The organism is Leifsonia sp. GW821-FHT13C09, from assembly GCF_058806435.1.
The window spans coordinates 175,794-196,211 of record NZ_JBXAPS010000003.1; the positions used below are offsets into that span (position 1 = coordinate 175,794).

General features: G+C 72.4%; 19 protein-coding genes. 2 read left to right on the forward strand and 17 right to left on the reverse strand.

The features are described from left to right. Positions 1-20 precede the first annotated feature (20 nt). From AC1ROW_RS12285 to AC1ROW_RS12300, 4 genes are all read right to left on the reverse strand, one after another. The gene (locus tag AC1ROW_RS12285) at positions 21-1,079 is read right to left on the reverse strand and encodes a FecCD family ABC transporter permease (protein WP_493019188.1); all 1,059 of its coding nucleotides are present in this window, start codon (positions 1,077-1,079) and stop codon (positions 21-23) included. After that, on the reverse strand, positions 1,076-2,137 hold the full coding sequence (locus AC1ROW_RS12290; protein ID WP_493019189.1) for a FecCD family ABC transporter permease: 1,062 nt from the start codon (positions 2,135-2,137) through the stop codon (positions 1,076-1,078). Before AC1ROW_RS12290 ends, AC1ROW_RS12285 begins: the two co-directional genes overlap by 4 nt. A 6-nt stretch (positions 2,138-2,143) precedes the next feature. Next, positions 2,144-3,214, reverse strand: coding sequence for an iron-siderophore ABC transporter substrate-binding protein (locus AC1ROW_RS12295; protein WP_493019190.1), 1,071 nt, complete (start codon positions 3,212-3,214; stop codon positions 2,144-2,146). 73 nt (positions 3,215-3,287) lie between these two features. Next, positions 3,288-3,947 (reverse strand): nucleoside triphosphate pyrophosphohydrolase, encoded by a 660-nt coding sequence (locus AC1ROW_RS12300; protein ID WP_493019191.1) that lies wholly within the window; start codon positions 3,945-3,947, stop codon positions 3,288-3,290. 148 nt (positions 3,948-4,095) lie between these two features. Here AC1ROW_RS12300 and AC1ROW_RS12305 point away from each other — a divergent pair, with 148 nt between their 5' ends. After that, positions 4,096-5,286 carry a Na+/H+ antiporter NhaA gene (locus tag AC1ROW_RS12305; protein WP_493019192.1) on the forward strand — a complete coding sequence of 397 codons (1,191 nt, stop codon included), beginning with the start codon at positions 4,096-4,098 and terminating at the stop codon, positions 5,284-5,286. 171 nt (positions 5,287-5,457) lie between these two features. Here the strand turns inward: AC1ROW_RS12305 and AC1ROW_RS12310 are convergent, their stop codons facing one another. The 5 genes from AC1ROW_RS12310 to AC1ROW_RS12330 form a co-directional block, all read right to left on the reverse strand. Beyond that, entirely contained in the window at positions 5,458-6,603 is a 1,146-nt protein-coding gene (locus AC1ROW_RS12310) for a DUF1648 domain-containing protein (protein ID WP_493019193.1), read from the reverse strand. Further along, a complete protein-coding gene (locus AC1ROW_RS12315; protein ID WP_493019194.1) occupies positions 6,600-7,073 on the reverse strand; it encodes a GntR family transcriptional regulator in 474 nt (157 codons plus the stop codon). Before AC1ROW_RS12315 ends, AC1ROW_RS12310 begins: the two co-directional genes overlap by 4 nt. Positions 7,074-7,412: 339 nt before the next feature. Beyond that, positions 7,413-11,048 carry a transcription-repair coupling factor gene (gene mfd / locus AC1ROW_RS12320; protein ID WP_493019195.1) on the reverse strand — a complete coding sequence of 1,212 codons (3,636 nt, stop codon included), beginning with the start codon at positions 11,046-11,048 and terminating at the stop codon, positions 7,413-7,415. Positions 11,049-11,058: 10 nt separating this feature from the next. Continuing rightward, on the reverse strand, positions 11,059-11,733 hold the full coding sequence (locus tag AC1ROW_RS12325; protein WP_493019196.1) for a 4'-phosphopantetheinyl transferase family protein: 675 nt from the start codon (positions 11,731-11,733) through the stop codon (positions 11,059-11,061). Positions 11,734-11,796: 63 nt separating this feature from the next. Then, positions 11,797-12,501: an alpha/beta fold hydrolase gene (locus AC1ROW_RS12330; protein ID WP_493019197.1), complete on the reverse strand. Its 705-nt coding sequence runs from the start codon at positions 12,499-12,501 to the stop codon at positions 11,797-11,799. Between the two features lie 94 nt (positions 12,502-12,595). On the opposite strand from AC1ROW_RS12330, the gene AC1ROW_RS12335 reads away from it, so the two are divergent. Further along, complete coding sequence (locus tag AC1ROW_RS12335; protein ID WP_493019198.1) at positions 12,596-13,033, forward strand: hypothetical protein; 438 nt, start codon at positions 12,596-12,598, stop codon at positions 13,031-13,033. A 19-nt stretch (positions 13,034-13,052) separates the two neighbouring features. Here AC1ROW_RS12335 and pth read toward each other — a convergent pair whose 3' ends face one another. The 8 genes from pth to AC1ROW_RS12375 all read right to left on the reverse strand — a co-directional run bounded on the left by pth (position 13,053) and on the right by AC1ROW_RS12375 (position 20,412). Then, a complete protein-coding gene (pth, locus tag AC1ROW_RS12340; protein WP_493019199.1) occupies positions 13,053-13,652 on the reverse strand; it encodes an aminoacyl-tRNA hydrolase in 600 nt (199 codons plus the stop codon). A 9-nt stretch (positions 13,653-13,661) separates the two neighbouring features. Beyond that, positions 13,662-14,294, reverse strand: coding sequence for a 50S ribosomal protein L25/general stress protein Ctc (locus tag AC1ROW_RS12345; RefSeq protein WP_493019200.1), 633 nt, complete (start codon positions 14,292-14,294; stop codon positions 13,662-13,664). A gap of 169 nt (positions 14,295-14,463) precedes the next feature. Then, positions 14,464-14,964, reverse strand: coding sequence for a gluconokinase (locus AC1ROW_RS12350; protein ID WP_493019201.1), 501 nt, complete (start codon positions 14,962-14,964; stop codon positions 14,464-14,466). A gap of 40 nt (positions 14,965-15,004) precedes the next feature. After that, a complete protein-coding gene (manD, locus tag AC1ROW_RS12355) occupies positions 15,005-16,255 on the reverse strand; it encodes a D-mannonate dehydratase ManD (protein ID WP_493019202.1) in 1,251 nt (416 codons plus the stop codon). Further along, a complete protein-coding gene (locus AC1ROW_RS12360; RefSeq protein ID WP_493019203.1) occupies positions 16,252-17,565 on the reverse strand; it encodes a mannitol dehydrogenase family protein in 1,314 nt (437 codons plus the stop codon). The genes manD and AC1ROW_RS12360 overlap by 4 nt, the downstream gene beginning before the upstream one ends. After that, on the reverse strand, positions 17,562-18,425 hold the full coding sequence (locus tag AC1ROW_RS12365; RefSeq protein ID WP_493019204.1) for a sugar phosphate isomerase/epimerase family protein: 864 nt from the start codon (positions 18,423-18,425) through the stop codon (positions 17,562-17,564). Before AC1ROW_RS12365 ends, AC1ROW_RS12360 begins: the two co-directional genes overlap by 4 nt. Beyond that, positions 18,422-19,564: a Gfo/Idh/MocA family protein gene (locus AC1ROW_RS12370; protein WP_493019205.1), complete on the reverse strand. Its 1,143-nt coding sequence runs from the start codon at positions 19,562-19,564 to the stop codon at positions 18,422-18,424. Before AC1ROW_RS12370 ends, AC1ROW_RS12365 begins: the two co-directional genes overlap by 4 nt. Continuing rightward, a complete protein-coding gene (locus AC1ROW_RS12375) occupies positions 19,561-20,412 on the reverse strand; it encodes a sugar phosphate isomerase/epimerase family protein (protein ID WP_493019206.1) in 852 nt (283 codons plus the stop codon). The genes AC1ROW_RS12370 and AC1ROW_RS12375 overlap by 4 nt, the downstream gene beginning before the upstream one ends. Between the last annotated feature and the right edge of the window lie 6 nt (positions 20,413-20,418).

Sequence of the window (20,418 nt, forward strand, 5' to 3'; positions counted from 1 at the left end):
TCTCTCAATATTCGGCACTCTCAGCCTCCCCGGCCGCTGCGGTTGGTCCTGGTGAGCTGCCAAAGCAGGTAGGGCGCCCCGACGATCCCGGTCACGACGCCGACCGGGAAGACGACGCCCGGCACGGCGAACTGGGCGACGATGTCCGACAGCACGAGCACGAGCGCGCCGACGAACGCCGCGGGAAGGAGCGCGAGCGACCCGTGGCCGACGAGGCGGCGGGCGACCGGGGCCGCCAGCAGCGCGACGAACGCGATCGGTCCCGCGACGGACACGGCGACGGCGGCGAGCGCCACCCCGACGCTCACGCTGAGGATGCGCGTGCGCTCGGGCCGCACGCCGATCCCGGCCGCGAGGTCGTCGCCGAGCCCGAGCGCGGCGAGCGGCCTCCCGACTAGCAGCGCGCCCGGGACGAGCACGACGGCGGCGAATGCCAGCACGGTGAGCGACGTGCTGTCCACGCTGTTCAGGCTGCCCGTGATCCAGACCAACGCCTGCTGGACGTCGCGCAGGTCGGCGCGGGTCAGCACGTACGAGACGATTCCGGCGGCGATCGCGCCGACGCCGATCCCGACCAGGACGAAGCGGTAGCCGCTCACCCCGTGGCGCCAGGCGAGCAGGTAGATCAGCACGGCGGCGACCAGCGTGCCCGCGAGGACGACGCCGGAGAGCGCCAGGCCGCCGATCCCGAACCAGACCAGGGCGATGGCGCCGGTGGCGCTCGCGCTGGTCGTGATGCCGATGATGTCGGGGCTCGCGAGCGGGTTGCGCGCGACCGACTGGAACAGCGCGCCGGACAGGCCGAGGCACCCGCCGACCAGCACGGCGGCGAGCAGGCGCGGCAGCCGGAGGTCCAGGATGACGAACGACGTCAGCCGATCGGCGCGGCCGACCAGGGCGGCGAGCACGTCGGAGGGGGCGAGCCCCGCATCCCCGAGCGTCAGCGACACCGCCGACACCAGCGCGACGAGCACGGCGAGCACGATGGACGCCCGGAGGGCGCGGGCGTGTCGGCGCCGGCGGTCGACGGCGACGCTCGACGCGGTGCGGGAGGCCGTGTCCGCGGTCTGCGCGCTCACAGCCCCACCGCCTTCCTGCGGCGCACGAGCGCGATGAACAGCGGCGCCCCGACGAAGGCCAGGACGACGCCGACCTGAAGCTCCCCCGGCGGGGCGACGACCCGGCCGATCACGTCGCACGCGATCAGCAGCGCCGGAGCGATGACCGCCGAGAAGGCGAGGATCCGGCGGTAGTCCGCCCCGACGACCCACCGGGCGACGTGCGGCACGACGAGTCCGACGAACGCGATCGGGCCGACCGCGGCCGTCGCCGAGCCGCAGAGCAGCACGATCGCGACCGCCGACAGCGCCCGCGCGAGGCCGACCCGCTGGCCGAGCCCGCGCGCGATGTCGTCCCCCAGCGCGAGGCCGTTGAGCACCCTCCCGAGCGCCAGGGCGAGGACCGCCCCGGCGACGAGGGTCGGCAGCACCTGCCACAGCACGTCGAAGCCGCGCCCGGCGAGCGATCCGACCTGCCAGAACCGCATCCGGTCGAGCGAGACCCGGCTGGTCAGCATGACCGCCGTGATGAGCGAGCCGAGCGCGGCGGAGACGGCGGCGCCCGCGAGTGCGAGCTTGACGGGCGTCGCGCCCTCCCGTCCCGCCGCGGACACGGCGTAGACCAGTCCGGCCGCGAGCGCCGCACCGGCGAAGGCGAACCAGACGGAGCCGGAGACCGTCGAGACGCCGAGGAACGCGGTCGCCACGACGACCGCCAGCGATGCGCCGAAGTTCACACCGAGGATTCCGGGGTCGGCGAGCGGGTTCCGCGACAGCCCCTGCATCACGGCGCCGGCCAGCCCCAGCGCCAGCCCGGCGGCAACGCCGAGCAGCGTGCGCGGGAGGCGGCTGCCGACCACCACCAGCGAGTCGGGGTCGTTCGCCGAGGGGTGCGCCAGCGCGTGCAGGACGTCGGCCGGCGCGATGGTCCGCGCGCCGACCATGAGGCTGAGCACGCACACCGCCACGAGGACGACCACCGCGATCAGGAAGCCCAGGAGGGTACGCCGACGCCGCCGGACGTGTGCGGGGACCTCCCCCGTACGCCCGGCGGGCGCGGCGGCGACACCGGCGGGCATCGAGCGCTACTCGACCTTCTCGGCCGCGGCGGCGAGTTGCGGCACGTAGCGGTCGAGCATCCACGGGATGCTGAGCACGCTGGGCGCGCTGGTGGCGGCGACGAACGACTCGCCCACGATCGGCGCGAAGCGGCCCTCCTTCACGGCCGGCATGGCGGCGACGAGCGGGTCGGCCGTGAAGGCGTCCAGCGAGGACTGCGTGTCGAAGTACATGACGAGCAGGTCGGTGTCGATCTTCGAGAGGTTCTCGTAGCTGAGCTGGTAGAAGAAGCTGCCGTCGCCCTTCGAGGAGTCGAGGGAGGCGATGCTGGGCGAGTTCGTCATCCCGAGGTCGTTCAGCAATTGCACGCGCGGGTCCTCGGCGCGGTAGACGTTGAGCACGCCCGGCTGGTTGGCGGCGGCGTAGAAGAACGTCTTGTCCTTCAGGACCGGGCGCTTCTCGGCCAGCGCCGTGACGGAGGACTCGGTCTTCTTCACGAGCGCGTCGGCCTGGGAGGTCATCCCGAGCGCCTTGCCGACGATGGCGGTCTGGTCGCGCCAGCTCGTCGCCCACGGCTTCTGCGGGTAGGCGACCACGGGCGCGATCTTGCTGAGCGTGGCGAACTCGGTCTTCGTGAGACCGGAGTACGGCGCCAGGATGACGTCCGGCTTGGCCTTCACGAACTGCTCGAACGGGACATCGCCGGAGTCTGCGTCGAGCAGCTGCGGAGTGCTGCCCTTCAGTTCGGCGATCCGGTCGGCGTCCCAAGGGAGGACGCCCTTCGCGTCGCCGCCGTAGCTGAACTTCGGCATCGCGACCGGGACGACGCCGAGGGCGAGCGCGATGTCCTGCGCGCCCCAGCCCCAGGTGGCGACGCGCTTCGGCGCGGAGTCGATGGTGGCCTTTCCGAGCGCGCTGTCGAGCGTCACCGGGAAGCCGCCCGCGGAGCCCGGCGACGAGGTCTCGTCGGCCTGTCCACCGGCCGAGCAGCCGGTGAGGACGAGGGCGGAGGCCGAGGCGACGGCGGCGACAGCCAGTGCCAGCCGGGAACGGGCGGAGCGCGGCCGGCGGCCGCCGGGGCGTGCGGAAACAGGCATGACTCTCCTCGCGAGGGTGCCGAGGGCACGAAGGTGGGAAGCGTGCCGACGTGGCACGTTAGGTAAGCCTAACCTAAACCGATGCTTCCTGCTCGCGGATCTCGCCCTGCAGCTCGCGCAAGGTCGACCGCAGCGCGCGCTCGGCGTCCAGCCCCTGCGCCTTCGCCGACGCGACGATGGCCAGCAGCAGCGGCCCCAGCTCGTCCTCGCTCTCCACCTGGACGCCGCCGGTCTCGCTCAGGTCGATCAGCCCGACCTTCTCCGCCCGGCCGAGCAGCTTGTCGGCGAGCGCGAGCGACGGCATGGCCTGCGGGATGCCGTCCAGGACGCTGGTGCGGCCCGGCTTCTCCGCCTTCTTCAGGTCGTCCCAGAACCCGACGACGTCGTCCGCCGTCTCGGCCGTGCGGTCGCCGCCGAAGACGTGCGGGTGCCGCCCGACCATCTTGCGGGTCATCTGCTCGGCGACATCCTGGATGTCGAAGTCCTCACCCGGGGTGTGCGCAGCGATGTCGGCGTGGAACAGCACCTGGTAGAGCACGTCGCCGAGCTCCTCCAGCATCTCGTCGCGGTTCCCCGTCTCGATGGCCTCGATCAGCTCGTAGGTCTCCTCGATGAGGTACTGCACCAGCGACTCGTGCGTCTGGGCGGCGTCCCACGGACAGCCGCCGGGAGCGCGGAGTTGCGCCATCACGGCGACGAGCTCGTCGAGTCTGGTGGGCGCCGCGTCGGTCATGGGATGCTCCTCCCGTCGGGGACAGGTTCATCCTCTCACCGAAGGCGGCCGGTAGACTGAAGCACTGGTGTGCCGGGAAGTCTGGTCGGCGAATTCGTTTCTGCGTCCTCCGTCCCTGTACCGCGCGTCGGCGCGAGATTGGCCACCGATGAGCATCATCCGCTCCGAGCGCACCGCCGCCGGGCTCCTGCTGGGCGCGGCCGCGCTCGGCCTCCTGCTGGCGAATACGGCGGTCGGCCCCGCCCTGCTGGACCTCCAGCACGCGCACCTCGGCGGCGGGCTCGTGGACCTGAGCGCCGGGCACTGGATCAGCGACGGCCTGCTGGCGGTGTTCTTCTTCATCGTGGCGGTCGAGCTCAAGCACGAACTGGTCGCCGGCGAGCTCAACTCGTTCGCGAAGGCCGTCCACCCGGCGATCGCGGCGGCCTGCGGCGTCGCGGTGCCGGCGCTGATCTACCTGGCTCTGACGACGGGATCGGGACTGTCCGACGGCTGGCCGATCCCGACCGCGACCGACATCGCCTTCGCGCTCGGAGTGCTCGCCGTGTTCGGGCGCGGGCTGCCGAACCGGCTGCGGGTGTTCCTGCTGGCCCTGGCGGTGCTGGACGACCTGGTCGCCATCCTCATCATCGCCGTGTTCTTCACCACGAACCCGAACCTCCTGGAACTCGGCGCCGCCGCGGTGGTCGTCGTCGCGTTCGGCCTGCTCAGCCGCATGCTGCGCGGGAGGCTGCGCTGGCCTGTCGGGGTGCTGATGGTGCTGCTGGCGGTGCTGACCTGGTGGCTGGTCTACGACTCCGGCGTGCACGCCACGATCGCGGGCGTGGCGCTCGGGCTCGTCATGTCGCGCGCGCCGGGGCGACGCACCGCGCACGCGCTGGAGCCGTGGTCGAACGGGCTGATCCTGCCGCTGTTCGCGTTCTCGGCCGCGCTCGTCGTCATCCCGTCGGTGTCCCCCCGGGAGCTGTCGCCGGCGTTCTGGGGCATCCTGGTCGCCCTCCCGGTCGGCAAGCTGGTCGGGATCACGCTGGGCGGCTGGCTCGGGTCGTTCACCCGGCCGAGGGCCGAGCGCTCACGGATCCCGCTCCTGAGCCTGGTGACGGTCGGGGCGCTCGGCGGCATCGGCTTCACCGTGTCGCTGCTGATGAACGAGCTGGCCTTCGCGGGCTCGGCCACCGTGCGGGCGGAGGGCACCCTCGCGGTGCTGCTGGGCTCGGCGGTGTCGATCGTGCTCGCGGGCATCCTCGTGACCACGCTCGCCCGGCGCAACCGCCGGCAGCACCCTCACCCGATTCGCGCCGAATCGCGCGAAAGCGCCCCCGAAGCGCGCGATTCGTGACGAATCGCACGCTGCGATGACGCGGCCGACATTCGGCACGAATGTCGGCAATCGTCGCGCCATTCGCGCGATTCGGCACGAATCGCGATGGACGCAGTCCGCGACATTCGTGACGAATCGCGCGAATACGGGCGCGAATCGCGACATTCGGCACGAATGTGCGGCGCCGCGTCAGCGCAACAGCGCCGGGAGAGTGATGGCGGCCACCAGGAGCAGCAGGGTGACGATCCCGATCGCCAGTCCTCCCGGGTGGCCGAGGTTGATCGTCACGCCCACCCCGAACCGCTTCGGGACGAAGAGGGTAGGGTCGGCGGAGTTGACGTAGATGAGGCCGCCCTTCCAGTGCCGGTCGTCGTCGCGCGGGTCGATGGCGTCGCGGCCGGCGCCGGCGGCGGTCGCGGCGCCCCCTCCGACGGGGACGGCCGCGCGGGCGGCGCGCGTCCCGCTGACCAGGCGCACGGCGTAGACGCCGATCACCACGAAGATCACCACGAGCAGAGCCACCGTGACGATGCCGATCCCGGCGCTCGGCTGGTCCGACCCGTCGTGCAGCCAGCCGATCACGGACAGAACGGCGATGGCGGCGGACACGACGAACGCCAGCCACCCGAGCAGCGACTGCGTCAGCTCGGCCTGCAGCGCGGCGATCCGCTCGGCGGCCTCCGGCGCCTCTCCCCCGCCGCGCCGCCACGGGACCGCCCGGACCATGAAGGCGATCCCGACCATCAGCGCCAGCACACCGAACGCGATCAGGAGCGGGCCGAACACCGAGAACACCGTCTTCTCCGCGAAGCGGTTCGGCTGCCCGCTCGAGTCCCAGTGCACCGCGATGGAGGACGGGAGGCCGTCGTACAGCGCGATGCCCACTGCCGCCGCCGCGAGCAGCAGCACCAGCGCGGCCGCGTACCAGCCGAACGCCGGGCGCGAGCGGGCGCCCGAGTCCGGCGTGACACTCCCGGAGATCCGCACCGGCACATCGTCCAGCCAGCCGCCCGCGCGCTTGGCCGCCTGGATGCTGCGTCGCGTCAGCACGTAGCCGGCGATCGAGCCGACCAGCAGGATCAGCGTCGCCGCCAGCGCGGGCGCGGCGGGACCGACCGGGATCGCGAGCGCGGCCGCCACGAGCGCGACGACGTACGAACCCGCGACGACGACGCGGAAGCGCCGAATGGCCCCGGCCACGACCGGATCGGCCACCCGGCTGCGCGGCACCAGCACGCCGAGCGGCAGGGTGGCGCGGCTCATCGCGGGCAGCATCAGGAGGATCGCGGCGGTCAGCGTCGTCACGGCGAAGGTGCTCAACAGGACGGCGGTCATGGGGTGTTTCCTTTCTGGTCGCCGGCGGCAGGGCCGGCGGGAGGGCGATCTTCGCCGCGGTGCTGCTCGCGGGCCTGGTCGAACAGCCAGGCGATGGCGGACGTGCGCGACTCCAGCTCGGACCGCTCCACGCCGTGGGCGATGCCCTCCGCGATCAGGGCGCTCAACCGCGCCGACCAGTCCGCGAGGAACCGCTCGTCCGGCGGCCCGCTGGTGGCGTCGCGCGCGATCACCGACCCGGAGCGCCGGCTGGTGCGCACGATGCCCTCGGCGCGGAGCGCGTCGTACGCCTTGACCACGGTGGCGGCGTTGATCCCGAACCGCACGGCGAGCTGCCGCACGGAGACAAGGGCGTCCCCCTCCCGCAGCTCCCCGCGCGCGACGGCGTCGATCACGCGGTCGTGGAGCTGCTGGTAGAGCGGCGTCTCCGCCGTCGGATCGAGCTCGATGCGCACGCGACGCCCTCCCATCTGTATCGGTACTTATAGTACAGCCGATACAGCACCCCGCCACCGCGAGTCGACCGTAGGTCCGGAACAGCAGCTCGATCGCGCCCGGATCTCCGGAGTAACGGACTACCGCGCGGCGTGGCGGGGGAAGGCTCCGGAGTTGCCGACGCCGTCGGCAACTCCGGAGAACCGCCCCTGAAAGCCCGGAAATCGACCGTAACTCCGGAGATCGCGGGCCGAAGGGGCGGGATCTCCGGAGTTACGGAAGAGGTAGGACCGGCGGGACGGATTCGCGGGCCGGGGCTCCGAAGTCACGGGAGGACCAGGAGGACGTGACGCCGCAAGGCCCGGCCCGGCCGCTCAGGCAGCGGGTTCGGAGGCCGGCTCGGGGGCCGGGAACAGCGCGCCGAGCAGCGTCCCCACCCACTCGATCAGCCCGGCGTCGTCGAGGGCCTCGCCGTTGACCCGCGGCAGCGGAACCGTCGCGACCTTGGGCGCAGCGTGGTACTTCGACCCCGGGTACATCCGCTGCAGGCGCACCTGCAGGGAGTCCGGGAGCTGCGCGGGCGCCAGCCGGAGGTTGGAGCCCATCGCCACGACCTCCCCCAGCCCGGCCTTCTGGGCGGCCCGGCGCAGGCGCGACACCGCGATCAGGTTCACCACCGGCTGCGGGGGCTCGCCGTAGCGGTCGGTCAACTCCTCCAGCACCAGGTCGATCTGGCCGTCCTTCGCGGCGGGCGCGCTGGCGGTGGACAGCTTCTGGTAGGCCTCCAGCCGCAGCCGCTCGCTGTCGACGTACTCCTCGGGGATGTGCGCGTCGACCGGCAGCTCCAGGCGCAGCTCGGTCTGGCCTTCGGCGACCTCGCCGCGGAAGGTGGACACGGCCTCCCCGATCATCCGGAGGTACAGGTCGAAGCCGACGCCGGCGATGTGGCCTGACTGCTCGCCGCCGAGCAGGTTGCCGGCGCCGCGGATCTCCAGGTCTTTGAGCGCGACCTGCATTCCGCTGCCGAGGTCGTTGTTCGCGGCGATCGTGGACAGCCGGTCGTGCGCGGTCTCGCTGAGCGGCTTGTCCTCGTCCCAGAGGAAGTACGCGTACGCCCGCTCCCGGCCACGGCCGACCCGACCGCGGAGCTGGTGCAGCTGGCTGAGCCCGTACTTGTCCGCCCGGTCGATGATGATCGTGTTGGCGTTGGAGATGTCGAGGCCGGTCTCGATGATCGTGGTCGACACCAGCACGTCGAACTTGCGCTCCCAGAAGTCGACCACGACCTGCTCCAGGGCGTGCTCGTTCATCCGGCCGTGCGCGACGGCGATGCGGGCCTCCGGCACCAGCTCGGCCAGCTTCGCGGCGGTCGCCGAGATGGAGCCGACCCGGTTGTGCACGAAGAACACCTGGCCCTCGCGCAGCAGTTCGCGCCGGATCGCCGCCGCGACCTGCCGCTCCGAGTAGGGCCCGACGAAGGTGAGGATCGGGTGCCGGTCCTCCGGCGGCGTGGCGAGGGTGGACATCTCGCGGATGCCGGTCACCGCCATCTCCAGCGTACGCGGGATGGGCGTCGCGCTCATCGCGAGGATGTCCACGTTGGTCTTGAGCTTCTTCAGCTGGTCCTTGTGCTCGACGCCGAAGCGCTGCTCCTCGTCGATGATCACCAGTCCCAGGTCCTTGAAGGTGACGCCGTCGGCGAGGATGCGGTGCGTGCCGATCACGACGTCCACGGTGCCGTCGGCGAGGCCGCGCAGCGTCTCGCGGGCTTCCTTGTCGGTCTGGAACCGGCTGAGCTGGCGCAGATGGATCGGGAACCCGGCGAAGCGCTCCTGGAACGTCTCGGCGTGCTGCTTGACCAGCAGCGTGGTCGGCACGAGCATGGCGACCTGCTTGCCGTCCTGCACCGCCTTGAACGCGGCGCGGACCGCGATCTCGGTCTTGCCGAAGCCGACGTCGCCCGAGATCAGGCGGTCCATCGGGATGGGCCGCTCCATGTCGGCCTTCACTTCGTCGATGGTCTGCAGCTGGTCGTGCGTCTCCGCGAACGGGAACGCCTCCTCGAGCTCTCGCTGCCACGGAGTGTCCGGCCCGAACGCGTGGCCCTTGCTGGCCATCCGCGCCGAGTACAGCTTGACGAGCTCCACGGCGATGTCGCGCACCGCCCTGCGCGCCCGGCCCTTGGCGGCCGACCAGTCGCTGCCGCCCATCTTGGACAGCTGCGGCGCCTCGCCGCCGACGTACCGGGTGAGCAGGTCGAGCTGGTCGGTCGGGACGAACAGCTTGTCGCCCGGGTAGCCGCGCTTGGAGGGCGCGTACTCCAGCACCAGGTACTCGCGCTTGGACTTCACCGCGTTGCGACCGCCGCTGGACACCTCGCGCTGCGTCAGCTCCACGAACTTGCCGATGCCGTGCGTCTCGTGCACGACGTAGTCGCCGGGCTTCAGCGCGAGGGGGTCGACGACGTTCTTGCGCCGGGTGGCGAGCTTCTTGACCTGCCGGGACTCGTAGCCGACCGAGCGGCCGTAGAACTCGCTCTCGCCGATCAGCGCGAGCTTCTCCTCCGGGAACTCGAAACCGTGCTCGACGTTCGCGCGCAACAGGTAGGCGACGCCGGGCTCGGGGTCCTCCGGGAAGGAGTCCACCGGGCGCGCCGGCAGCTCGGCCTCCGAGAGCACCTGCGCGGCCCGCTCGACCAGGCCGGCACCCTCGGCGACGATCGCGACCTGCCAGCCCGCCCGCAACCGCTGGGCCACGTGCTCGACGGCGCCGGTGACGTTGCCCGCGAAGCTGGGCACCGCCTCCGCGTTGACGCGCACCTGGAGGTACTCCTCCACCTCGCGCTCCAGGACCGGAGCGTCGGCGGGATCGGACTGGAAGCCGGAGAACGTCCACCAGGGATGGTCGGGCGCGGCCTGGCCCGGCCGGCTGAACTTCACCGAGTCCTTGAGCTTCTGGAGGGTGAGGAAGTCCCCGGCCGCGAGGTCGATCGGGGCCGCGGCGCCCACGGTGGCGGCGCTCCACGCGGCGGACAGGAACTCGCGGTTCGTCTCGGCGAGGCTGACCGCGCGGGAGGCCACGCGCTCGGGCGACAGCACCGCGACGGCCGCACCTTCGGGAAGGTAGTGCGTGAGCGGAACGAGCCGGTCGACGAGCGCGGGAGCGAGAGACTCCATGCCCTCCACCGGGATGCCCTCGCCGATCTTGGCGAGCATCGCGGACAGGCTCGGGAACTCGTGCTCCATCTCGCGGGCGCGCTGCCGCACCGGCTCGCTGAGCAGCAGCTCACGGCTCGGCGGGAGCGTCACGGCGGGGATCGGCTCGGGCAGCGACCGCTGGTCGGCCACCGAGAAGGCGCGGATCTGCTCGACCTCGTCGCCGAAGAAGTCGACGCGGTACGGGTGCTCGGCCGTGGGCGGGAAGACATCGAGGATGCCGCCGCGCACGGCGAACTCGCCGCGGCGGGTGACCATGTCGACGCGCGCGTACGCGAGGTCGACCAGCTGGAGGGACAGCCCGCCCAGGTCGAAGCCGCGGCCTCCCGCGGTCAGCTCGATGGTGGCGTAGTCGGTGAGGTTGTCGGCCAGCGGCTGCAGGGCGGCGCGCACCGAGGCGACGAGCACGAACGGGTGCGAGGCCTCCCCCGCCTCCCGGGCGGCCGCCCAGTCGGCGAGCCGGCGCAGGGCGAGGAGCCGCTTGCCGACGATCTCGGGGCTGGGGCTCAGGCGCTCGTGCGGCAGCGTCTCCCAGGCCGGGAACTCGACGATCTCGGCGTCGGGGAGCACGCACGGCAGCGCGGCGCGCACCGACTCGGACTCGCGGCCGGTCGCGGTGATGACGAGCACCGCCTCCGAGGAGCCGGCCGCGGCGCGCTTGCCGACCAGGCCGGCGAGCAGCGGTACCCGGAGGCCGTCCGTGAGCGAGAAATCGGCGTCACGACCCGCATAGGCCAGAGCGTCGGCGAACGTGGAGGCGCGCTGAAGCGCCGCGATCAAGCCCTGCAGTATCACTCGCCAAAGTCTACGCGCGGCCGCCGACAGCCCGGTCGGAGACCGGGACGAGCTCTCCGTCGTCGCCGAGAGTCGCCCAGCGCGCGGGCTCGGCGGTCGCGGCGGACGCGACCGCGCCGGGCAGGAGCAGACGACTCAGCAGGAGGCCGCCGTGCGACGGGCGCAGCGTGTCGGGGGCCGCGAGCACGTCCAGCTCGGAGAAGCCGTCCAGCCGTGCGACACCCGCCTTCACGCACGCCTCCTTCGCGGTCCATGCCAGCCGGAAGGCTCGCGCGGAGTCGGAGGCGGCGCTCACGAGCGACCGCTCCGCGGGCGCCAGCGCGTCGGCGAGATTCACCTCGCCGTCCGCCTCGACGTCGACGCCGAGCCGGGACCCCGACGCTCCGGCTGCCACCCAGCCGTGCGCATGCGACCAGCTCACATGCAGCCCCGCCACCGGCAGCGGAAGGCCGTGCTCGCCGCCGCAGACCTCGCAGCGCTGCCGCAGCGCCGCCGGGGAGACCTCCCCGCCCACCGAGGCGCCGAGGACGTGCGCGGCGAGCAGGCGCGCGGCCGTGACGTCGTCGCGGTCCGCCGCCGACCGCAGCCTTCGCAGGCGGGTCTCCGCAGCGGTGCCGAGCGGCGCCCGCGGCAGGACGGCGAGCACGCGCCGTGTCGGCGCGACGACGACCGTACTCAGCTCCATCCGCTCAGGCTAGCCGCGTCAGGTCCGGCAGGTTCAGCTCCAGCGGGTTCAGCTCCAGCCCGCTCAGATCCAGCCTTCGAGGGCCTCCATGAACCCGTCGTGGTCGTCGCGGTTGATGACGTGGCCGCTCCCCGTCACCACGCGCACCTCAAAGCCCGTGTCGCGCAGGCGCTCGGCGATCTGCGGCTTCACCAGGTAGGAGTTGTCGGCCAGCATCACCAGCGACGGCACCGCCATGTGCTCCGGAGCGCGCATGACGCTCGGCGCGAGCACGGCGGGGATGGCCGCGCGGTCGAACGATTTGAAGGTCTCGACCTCGATCGCGACGTCTGCGGGGTCCCAGCGCGGGTTCCGCTTGGCGATGCGCGCGGCGGACTGGCGGGCCAGCGTCTTCAGGAAGGCCGGCGCGAGCATCAGCTGGAACCAGTTGGCGGCCGGGCAGGAGAACGCGGGGTCGACGTAGACGGCGCGCTCCGGATGCAGCCGGTCGACGGCGAGGCTCACCGTGAGGCCGCCCAGCGAGTGGCCCATCACGAGCTCCGGCGCGTACGGCACCGTGTCGACGATGTCCTCCGCCATCAGCTCGGCGGTGTACTCGTCGGCACGCGGGCTGTGGCCGTGGCCGCGCAGGTCGACCGCGATCACGTGATAGCCGCGCTCGGCGAGCACGGGGCCGACGCGACGCCAATTGCGCGAGTCCGACATGACGCCGTGGACGAGGACCGCGTAGCGGTCTCCTGCGCCCCACTCGCGCGTGTACAACTTCATGATCAGGACGGTACGGCGTCGGCCTGGGGCGACGCCCCACACCAGCCACACTCTGGCTGAACGTCCGGCGTGAGTCGCCGGAGAGGGGGACAAAATGAGCTTTCAGCCGCAGCCGGTCTACGGACCTCCCGTCTACTACGGCGCGCCGCCCGCCGCGCCACGCCCGCGGACGCTCGGCGCCGTCTCGATGGGGATCGCGCTCGGCGTCTTCGTGCTGTCGGTGGTCGCCTCGACCTACGTCGGGATGAGCATGGGGGCGCTGACGCACGGGCTGGCGAACTCCTCCGCGCCCACGTCGCACCTCTCGTCCGCGCAGCTGGCCGCGTTCGGGCCCGCCGGGATCGTGATGACGGCGCAGATGATCTTCGGGACGGCACTCGGCATCCTCGCGCTCGTGCTGGGGATCGTGGCGGTCTCGACCAAGCGCGGGCGCGCGTTCGGCGTCGTCGGGATCGCCGTCGCGAGCGCAGCGCCCGTCCTGTCGTTCGTCGTCTACAGCGCAACGCTGGCGGCATCCGTCCCCCACGCCTGACGCGGAGGAAGCCGGGCGCTCAGCGTTCGGTGTGGAAGTGGTTCTGCGCGGCGGTGAGGCCGTCGGCGGCGATCTTCTCGACCGCGTCCGCCGCGTCGGAGACCAGGATCGGGAGGTTCTTGCGCTCCTCCGCGCTGAAGCCGGCGAGCACGTGGTCCGCCGCGGCGCGCGAGCCGGGAGGCCGGCCGACGCCGACGCGCACCCGGGTGAAGTCGCCGGTGCCGATGGCGGCGATCACGTCGCGCACGCCGTTGTGGCCGCCGTGGCCCCCGCCGAACTTCAGCTTGAGGGTGTCGAACGGGATGTCGAGCTCGTCCTGCACCACGATCAGGTGCGACGGGTCGAGCGAGTAGAAGCGCAGCAGCTGCGCCACCGGGCCGCCGGACACGTTCATGAACGTGTTCGGCTTGGCCAGGATGAACCGCGGCCCGCCGGGGGCGAGGCGCCCCTCGGCGACCGTGGCGTTCGTCTTGTGGGTCTTGAAGGTCAGACGGCCGCGCGACGCGAGCTCGTCCAGCACCATCTGCCCCACGTTGTGACGCGTGGCCGCGTAGCCGGGCCCGGGGTTACCGAGCCCGACCACGAGCCAGGGGCCCTCTGAAGAGAGAGGACTGGCCATCGGCGGTGATTACTCCGCGGACTCGGCGGCGGCCTCCTCGGCAGCCCCCTCGGCGGCCTCGGCCTCCGCGCCCTCTTCCTCCTCGCCCTCGGCGCGCACGGCGGCCGGGACGATGACGCTGAGGATCAGCAGGTCCTCGTCCTCGGCGAGCACGGCGCCCGCCGGGAGGGCGAAGTCCTTGGCGTGGTACTGGGTGCCCTCCTCGGCGTCGGTCACGTCGATGACGATGCGCTCCGGGATGTGGGTGGCCTCGACCTCGAGCTTGATGGTCGGGATGTCGAGCACCGCGATGGTGCCGGAGAACGGCTCGCCCTCGACGTGCACGGGGACCTCGACGACGACCTTCTCGCCACGGCGGACGATGAGGAGGTCGAGGTGCTCGATGATCTGCAGCACCGGGTCCTTCTGGACGTCCTTCACCAGGGTGAGCTGGCTCGTGCCGTCGATGTCGAGGTCGAGCACCGCGTTGGCCTTGCGGAGCAGGAGGCCGACCTGGTGCGCCGGGACGGTGATGTGCACGGGCTCGGTGCCGTGGCCGTAGATGACCGCGGGGATCTTGCCCGCGGCGCGGATCTTGCGGGCAGCGCCCTTGCCGAAGCTGTCGCGGACCTCCGCGACGACCTTGTTGGACTCGTCAGCCATGATGTCTCCTCACCGGCGGGGCCGGCTGTCAGGCGAGCCGGAGGGCTCGCAGTATGGGGGGGTGTTCGACTCGAGCGCATCGAGGTGCGCGAGGAAAGACTGCGTAGCCTGCTCCACCGCGTCGATTACGGATGCGTACGCATCCCTCGCCGAAGTTCAGTCCCCCATACTACCGGACGACGGAGCGCACGTCCTCCACGATGGCGGCGACCAGGTTCTCCGGCGTCTCGGCGACGTCGAGCCGGGCGCCCTCCTCGCCCGGCTGGAGCGGCTCCAGCGTCGCGAGCTGGGAGTCGAGCAGCGAGGCCGGCATGAAGTGGCCCGGCCGGATCATCCGCTCCGCGAGCAGCGCGCGAGTGCCGTCGAGCTCGGCGAAGAACGTGCCGGGCGCCTCCGACCGGATCAGGTCGCGGTAGGAGTGCTTCAGCGCCGAGCACGCGACGACCATCCCGGCCGGACCGGCCTCGGCGAGCGTGCGCCCGACCGCGCGCAGCCAGGGCTCGCGGTCCTCGTCGGTGAGCGGGATGCCCGCCCGCATCTTCGCCACGTTCGCCGCCGGATGCAGGTCGTCGCCGTCCACGAACCCGGCCCCGAGCGCCTCGGCGACGAGCGCGCCCACGGTCGACTTCCCCGACCCGGACACGCCCATCACCACGACCCTGACTGCCATGCCTCTCCTCCGTCCCGCTCCCATTCTCCTGCGGCGGCGGTCACCAGTCGTGCATGGAACCGTCGAGCAGACGGTTCACGGGGAGGTAGGCGGCCTCGTAGGGGAAGGACTGGGCGACGACGTCGTCGTAGTCGACGCCGATGCCGGGCTGCTCGCCTGGCTTCAGCATGCCCTCCTCGAACGTGTAGGTCGTCCGGAACACCTCGTGGGTGGCCGGGCTGTGCCGCATGTACTCCTGGATGCCGAAGTTCGGGATCGCGATGCCGAGGTGGATGGCGGCGGCGAGGCCGACCGGGGAGACGTCGGTCGGGCCGTGCACGCCCGACTTGATCTGGTACACGGCGGCGTAGTCGAAGATCCGCCGCAGCCCGGAGATGCCACCGGCGTGGGTGACGGGGGAGCGGACGTAGTCGATCAGCTGCTCCTCGAACAGCTCGCGGTAGTCCCAGATCGTGTTGAACACCTCGCCGATCGCCAGCGGGGTCGTGGTGTGCTCGCGCACCCGGCGCAGCGCCGCCTGGTTCTCGGCGGGGGTGACGTCCTCGAGCCAGAACAGGTCGTAGGGCTCCAGCGACTTGCCCAGCTTGGCGGCCTGGATCGGCGTCAGCCGGTGGTGCGCGTCGTGCAGCAGCGGCAGCTCCGGACCGAACTCGTTGCGCACCGCCTCGAACACCGCGGGCGCGTGCCGCAGGTAGGCACGGGTGTCCCACTGCTCCTCCACCGGGACCGCGCTGCGTCGTGCCGGCTCGTAGTCGTAGCGTTCGTCGGTGCCGAGCGCGGTGCCCTCTGCCGCGTTCTTGCTGGAGGCGACACCGTAGACCGAGGTGAGGCCGGGGATGCCGGTCTGCACGCGGATGGCCCGGTAGCCCTCCTCCAGGTGCTCGTTGATCGAGTCGAACAGCTCGGGCAGCTCGGCGCCGGAGGCGTGGCCGTAGACGAGGAGGCCGTTCCGGCTGCGGCCGCCCAGCAGCTGGTAGAGCGGCAGGCCCGCGACCTTGGCCTTGATGTCCCAGAGGGCGGTGTCGACCGCGGCGATGGAGGCCATCGTCACCGGCCCGCGCCGCCAGTAGGCGCCGCGGTACAGGTACTGCCAGGTGTCCTCGATCGCGTGCGCGTCGCGGCCGATCAGCAGCGGGACGACGTGCTCGCTCAGGTACGCCGCGACCGCGAGCTCGCGCCCGTTCAGCGTCGCGTCGCCGAGACCGGTGTACCCGTCCTCCGTGGTGATCCGCAACGTCACGAAGTTGCGGCCCGGGCTGGAGACCAGGACCTCTGCTGCGGTGATTCTCATAGGTGTGCTCCTTGGTGCGTGGCTGGATCGCTCGCGGCGATGCGCTCGGCGAGCGGCTCGGTCAGTTCGGTGAGGTCGGGGGCGAGCGCGGCAAGTACGGCCGCGGCGCGGTCGCGAGGGGTCCGTGCGTCCCGCAGGGCGGCGATCACGGACTCCGCGCCCGCGTCCCGGACGTCGGGGCCGGCGAGGTGGCGGCTCCAGGCCGCGAGCACACCCAGCTGGGCGACGCCGGGCGCGCGCCCGGAGGCGAGGCGGGCCCGCAGCGGGTCCACGATGCGCGGGCCGAGCTTCTGGGAGCCGTCCGACGCGATCTGCGCCAGCCGGTGCTCGATCCGAGCGTTGCCGAAGCGCGAGCGCAGCGCGGCGAGCGCGGCGTCCACCGCGGCGGCGTCGAAGGGCAGCTCGGTGCGCTGCTCGCTCCAGAGCCGTTCGAGCTCGGCCGACAGTGCGGGGTCGGCGATGGCCTCGGCGACTGTCCGGTGGCCCGCCGACAGGCCGTGGTAAGCGAGAAGGGAGTGCCCGGCGTTGAGGAGCCAGAGCTTGCGGCGTTCGTACGGGGCGATGTCGGCCACGAACTGCGCGCCCGCCGCCTCCCACTCCGGACGTCCCGCGGGGAAGTCGCCCGCCAGCACCCACTCCGCGAACGGCTCGGTGACCACCGGCGCGGCGTCCGCCAGCCCGGTGAGCCGGAGGGCGGCCTCCCGGTCGGCGTCGGTGGTCGCCGGTGTGATGCGGTCGACCATCGAGGACACGAAGGAGACGTCGGCGCGGATCCAGGCGTCCAGCTCCGAGCCGGGTTCCACCAACGCGAGCACGGCGTCGCGGATCACGGCGCCGTTGTCCGGGAGGTTGTCGCAGCTCACCACGGCTATGCCGCCCGCGCCCGCCTCGAACCGCGCCCGCAGGCCGTCGAGGACCCGCGCCGGAGCGCTCGACCCCGGCCGGTAGCCGGCCTCCGTGACGGTGAGCGTCAGCACGCCCACCGCCGGGTCGGCGAGCACGCGCCGCCAGGCCTCGGCGTCGGCGCCGTCGTGAACGCTGCTGAGCGCCTCCACGATCGACGCGCTGTCGCCGTCCGGCCCGCGCTCGATGAGGGTGTAGACCGCGTCCTGCGCGGCGAGCACGCGCGCGGCGTCGGGGCTGCGGCCGGTGAAAGCCGCGATCCCCCAGCCGTCGCCGTCGGTCGCCTCGTTTGCCCGCTGCGTGTACCAGGCCTGGTGCGCGCGGTGGAACGCACCCAGCCCGAGGTGCGCCACCCGCACGGGGTGGCGCACCTCACGGGCCGAGGCGACGGAGGGAGCCTCGGTCATGCGGGCACCGCGTCGCGCGTGCGCGCCTCCACGTCCCGGAGGTAGGCCAGGTTGTCGCGGGTGCGCTCCTCGAGCGGAACCGCGGTGGAGAAGTCCTCGCAGGTCACCCACCCGTCATAGCCGAACTCGTGCAGGGCGCGGAAGTAGGCGTCGACGTCTCCCACACCCTCGCGCAGCGGCGCCCAGTCGTGCCGCCAGCGCACCGTCCCGTCGGCTTCCGGCTCGCCCGGCAGCCACACGACGTTCTTCACGTGCACGTGCGCGAGGTACGGGCCGAGCAGCTGGAGGGCGGAGAGCGTGCGCTCCTGGCCCTCGATCAGCAGGTTGCCGAGGTCGTGGATGACGCCGACCGCCTCCGGGTCGAGCCCGTCGAGCAGCCGGAGCGCGGCTGAGGCCGAAGGCGTGATGGTCTCGTGGTGCAGCTCCACCAGCGCTTTGACACCCAGCGACGCGGCGACGGAGGCCGCACGCTCCATGTCGGCACGGGCGGCGGCGAACAGCTCGCGGTAGTCGCCCAGGTCGGATCGCGGCATCGTGACGCGCACCTGGCGCGCGCCGAGCTCGGCGGTCGCGGCGAGCATCCGGTCGACGTTCGCGTGGTCGCCGCAGCCGGCGTAACCGCCGATGCCCGAGAACTCCAGCCCGGCCTCCCGGGTCAGCCGGGCGATCTCCGGGAGGGACTCCTCCAGCTCGGTCAACGGCCAGGTGGAGCGGTTGCCCGCCCAGAAGCCCGGCTCGTCCGCCGGCTGCTGGTCGACCACGCGCCACTCGATGCCGTCCCAGCCCTGGGCCGCGACGGTGCGCGCGGCCTCCTCGGGCGTCCAGTCCGGCGTGGAGGCGGTGAACACGGAGAACTTCATGCGTTCACCCCCGTCGAGACCACGACGTCGTCGAGCGAGCCGTCGAGCACATCGTCGAGCAGCACAGGGCGGCCGAGGGTGGCCGACAGGTACACAGCCCGGACGACCGCGAGCGAGAGGAACGCGTCCGCCACCGTGACCCCGGGCGCGCGGTGCTCGTGGATGGCGGCCACGATGTCCTCGTACTGCCGGAGGTGCCCGACCACGAACGGGTCCGGGCCGCGCTCGCCGCCGCGCAGCTCGCTCGCCGGAACGAGGTCGGCGGCGCGGTTGCCGTCGGTGTCGGCCGTGCCGAAGTACTCGAGCTGGTCGTCGTCGATGATCGCGGAGCCGCGGTCGCCGTGCACCTGCAGGCGCACCGACAGTCCGGGGTAGGCGGCGGTCGTCGCATGCAGCACCGCGAGGGCGCCGGACTCGAAGCGGATGGTCGCCACGGCGATATCCTCGACCTCCACCCGCTCGTGGGCGAGGAGCGCGGTGCGGGCGTCGATCTCGACCGGCCGGCCGAGGAACCAGACCAGCAGGTCGACGGTGTGGACGCCCTGGTTCATCACCGCTCCCCCGCCGTCGAGCTCCCAGGTGCCGCGCCACTGACCGGAGTCGTAGTACTCCTGGCTGCGCCACCACGCCACGGAGGCGAGCCCGCTGGTCAGGCGGCCGAACGCGCCGGAGTGGGCCGCGTCCGCGACGACGCGCGAGGCCGGGTCGAACCGGTGCTGGCTGATGACCGACACGACGAGCCCGTTCTGCTCCGCGCGGCGGGACAGCTCCAGGATCTCGCGGGCGCGGGGCAGCGAGACGTCGAGCGGCTTCTCGATCACGACGTGCTTGCCGGCGGCGAGCGCCTCCTCGGCGAACACGACGTGGAGGCCGCTCGGGGTGCAGATGACGACCACGTCGAGGTCGGTTCCGGCGAGCGCCGCGGTCAGCGACGCGAACTCCGGGATACGGTCGGCGCCGTGCTCGGAGACCAGCTGGTCGGCCAGCGCGGTCGCCGCGGCCGGGACCGCGTCGACGAGTGCCGCCAGGCGCAGGCCGGGATGGCGCAGGATCGCGCGGGCGTGGTTGAGGCCGATGATGCCGCAGCCGACGATGGCCACGCGGAGGGGGGTGACGTTCGAGGGTGTTCCGGTGCTCATGCGAGGGTGACTCCGATCTGGTCGGTGAGGCGGCGGAGGGCGCGGCCGGCGACGCCGAACGCCGCCGGTCCCGAGAAGCCGCCGAGGGCGTTGACGTCGGTGAGGTGGGGTTCGAGGGAGGCGAAGCCGGTGTAGCCGTCGTCCCGCAGCGCGGTGAGGGTCTCCAGCAGCTGGCCGTCGCCCTCCCCCGCCGGCGTGACCTCGGAGGTCGCGGCCAGCGCGTCCTTCACCTGCAGGTACTCCAGGTGCGGGCGCAGCAGCGCGTAGCCGTCGTCGAACGGCGCGGCCACGCCGACCTGGACGAAGTTGGCGCTGTCCCAGGCGAGCTTCAGCGCCGGAGAGCCGACCGACTCCACGATGTCGAGGCAGCGCTCGGGGGTGTCGCCGTAGATGTCCTTCTCGTTCTCGTGCAGCAGCACGACGCCGGCGGCCTCGGCCGCGTCGGCGAGGGCGCGCATGCGGGTCAGCACGGCGTCGCGGATGTCCTCCACGGGCACGCCCTCGGCTCGGTAGAAGGAGAACAGCCGGATGTAGCGGGCGTCCAGGCGCTTGGCCGCGGCGATCGCCCGCCCCAGCCGCTCGACCTCGTGCTCGACGGGGAGGGCGACGTCGACCTTGCCGATCGGCGAGGCGATCGCGGAGACGCGCATCCCGCGCTCGGCGAGGATGCCCGCGAGCCGGTCGAGCTGCTCGTCGTCGAGGTCGACGATGTTGACGCCCCACGCGCTGCGCACCTCGATGTGGTTGGCGCCCAGCGCCTGCAGGACCGCGATCTGGACGGCCGGGTCGGGATCGATCTCGTCGCCGAAGCCGGACAGCGCCCAGGTGGGTCGGATTGTGTCAGTCACTCTCTC

What these genes read in the sequence shown, in the direction of transcription:
- AC1ROW_RS12370 (WP_493019205.1), bottom strand. Translation starts at nt 19,564, where the DNA reads ATGAGCACCGGAACACCCTCGAACGTCACCCCCCTCCGCGTGGCCATC.
- AC1ROW_RS12330 (WP_493019197.1), bottom strand. Translation starts at nt 12,501, where the DNA reads ATGAAGTTGTACACGCGCGAGTGGGGCGCAGGAGACCGCTACGCGGTC.
- AC1ROW_RS12315 (WP_493019194.1), bottom strand. Translation starts at nt 7,073, where the DNA reads ATGGGAGGGCGTCGCGTGCGCATCGAGCTCGATCCGACGGCGGAGACG.
- AC1ROW_RS12335 (WP_493019198.1), top strand. Translation starts at nt 12,596, where the DNA reads ATGAGCTTTCAGCCGCAGCCGGTCTACGGACCTCCCGTCTACTACGGC.
- manD (WP_493019202.1), bottom strand. Translation starts at nt 16,255, where the DNA reads ATGAGAATCACCGCAGCAGAGGTCCTGGTCTCCAGCCCGGGCCGCAAC.
- pth (WP_493019199.1), bottom strand. Translation starts at nt 13,652, where the DNA reads ATGGCCAGTCCTCTCTCTTCAGAGGGCCCCTGGCTCGTGGTCGGGCTC.
- AC1ROW_RS12310 (WP_493019193.1), bottom strand. Translation starts at nt 6,603, where the DNA reads ATGACCGCCGTCCTGTTGAGCACCTTCGCCGTGACGACGCTGACCGCC.
- AC1ROW_RS12300 (WP_493019191.1), bottom strand. Translation starts at nt 3,947, where the DNA reads ATGACCGACGCGGCGCCCACCAGACTCGACGAGCTCGTCGCCGTGATG.
- AC1ROW_RS12345 (WP_493019200.1), bottom strand. Translation starts at nt 14,294, where the DNA reads ATGGCTGACGAGTCCAACAAGGTCGTCGCGGAGGTCCGCGACAGCTTC.
- AC1ROW_RS12295 (WP_493019190.1), bottom strand. Translation starts at nt 3,214, where the DNA reads ATGCCTGTTTCCGCACGCCCCGGCGGCCGCCGGCCGCGCTCCGCCCGT.
- AC1ROW_RS12350 (WP_493019201.1), bottom strand. Translation starts at nt 14,964, where the DNA reads ATGGCAGTCAGGGTCGTGGTGATGGGCGTGTCCGGGTCGGGGAAGTCG.
- AC1ROW_RS12290 (WP_493019189.1), bottom strand. Translation starts at nt 2,137, where the DNA reads ATGCCCGCCGGTGTCGCCGCCGCGCCCGCCGGGCGTACGGGGGAGGTC.
- AC1ROW_RS12365 (WP_493019204.1), bottom strand. Translation starts at nt 18,425, where the DNA reads ATGAAGTTCTCCGTGTTCACCGCCTCCACGCCGGACTGGACGCCCGAG.
- AC1ROW_RS12305 (WP_493019192.1), top strand. Translation starts at nt 4,096, where the DNA reads ATGAGCATCATCCGCTCCGAGCGCACCGCCGCCGGGCTCCTGCTGGGC.
- AC1ROW_RS12325 (WP_493019196.1), bottom strand. Translation starts at nt 11,733, where the DNA reads ATGGAGCTGAGTACGGTCGTCGTCGCGCCGACACGGCGCGTGCTCGCC.
- AC1ROW_RS12360 (WP_493019203.1), bottom strand. Translation starts at nt 17,565, where the DNA reads ATGACCGAGGCTCCCTCCGTCGCCTCGGCCCGTGAGGTGCGCCACCCC.